We start from the raw sequence: 1028 nt of genomic DNA, 5'->3' as shown, positions 1-1028 counted from the left end.
AAGCATAACGACTGAGCGGGTCAAATCTCGGTGACAATACCGGGTCAGTTCTCAGTGACATTCAACACACGAAACCTTCAGCGCCAGCTGGGGCTGCGATGAGCGCAGCAAGGACGGCAAATAACTTAGTCGTCGTTGCCTGGCTTGTGAGAAGCGACTTTGCCTTCGACCATTGGGATCGAAATGATTGATACGTCCAGCCCTGCAAGGAAGCTCGATAAGCCGTTGATTGTCTTGAATTCTCGGGCGGCCATGTTGTTGCGTGCAGTGACGAGCAGGCGGCGCGTCTCGCCGTCAGGCGAGACGCAATGCACGGTCCATACCCCGGACCACTGAGCACTTGTTCGTTTGGGCGTAACGCGGCACACGACATCTGCCGAGTGTCCCTCGGCAAGCAGTGCGCGCAGCCCTTCTTCGCTAACAACATTGGGGGCGTCTTGCATCAAATTCATTGAAACGAGCCTTGCAGAACTGTGCATGGACCCGGCAGTCCCTCATGGACTACCAGATCGATACATGATTATAATTTTGCAATCAAGAGGTGCATTTTGAATTGATGCGCTCTTTATGCGTTGAAACGAACTTACTGCAACGGAATGGCTGAGCCAAGTTAATATGGTGATTTTGAAACAGACATGGGCGGTTTTAGCCGTTTTGAGCTGGGGATCTGCCTCAGTCGCAGGGAATTGTTTACCTCCGATAGCGCCCTTTATGCCCGCCAATGCCGATGATGTTCGGGCGTATGCTGATTTGTTGAGACGCGACGCAGAGACATACATCGACGATGTCGAGCAGTACTTTCGGTGCCAGGACGAGGAGCGACGTGAGGTGTTTGAGCAGGCGCGAGCGGTCAGCCAAGACTATGCGCGCGTTTTAGGAATTTTGAGAAGTGATAGTTAGGAGGGCTGCACCGACGCAAAAGCGGTCACTCATCATCGTGTTGGCGAAGGTCGCCAAAGCGGGACAAAGCGCCATTTCGCTGCGGTTGCTACCAAGGTCTGCTTTACTAGCTGAGGTTCCCGCAATCG

1 protein-coding gene is annotated in these 1028 nt (G+C 53.4%); it reads right to left on the bottom strand.

Annotated elements, in window-relative coordinates:
- Positions 1 to 125 precede the first annotated feature (125 nt).
- Positions 126 to 452 (bottom strand): hypothetical protein, encoded by a 327-nt coding sequence (locus FAP39_RS17360; RefSeq protein ID WP_138017625.1) that lies wholly within the window; start codon positions 450 to 452, stop codon positions 126 to 128.
- Positions 453 to 1028 lie beyond the last annotated feature (576 nt).

It is taken from the genome of Shimia litoralis (assembly GCF_005518135.1).
Classification (GTDB): Bacteria; Pseudomonadota; Alphaproteobacteria; order Rhodobacterales; family Rhodobacteraceae; genus Shimia_E; species Shimia_E litoralis.
Note: the sequence above shows the minus strand (reverse complement) of the source record. Positions and strands in the feature narration are given on the sequence as shown.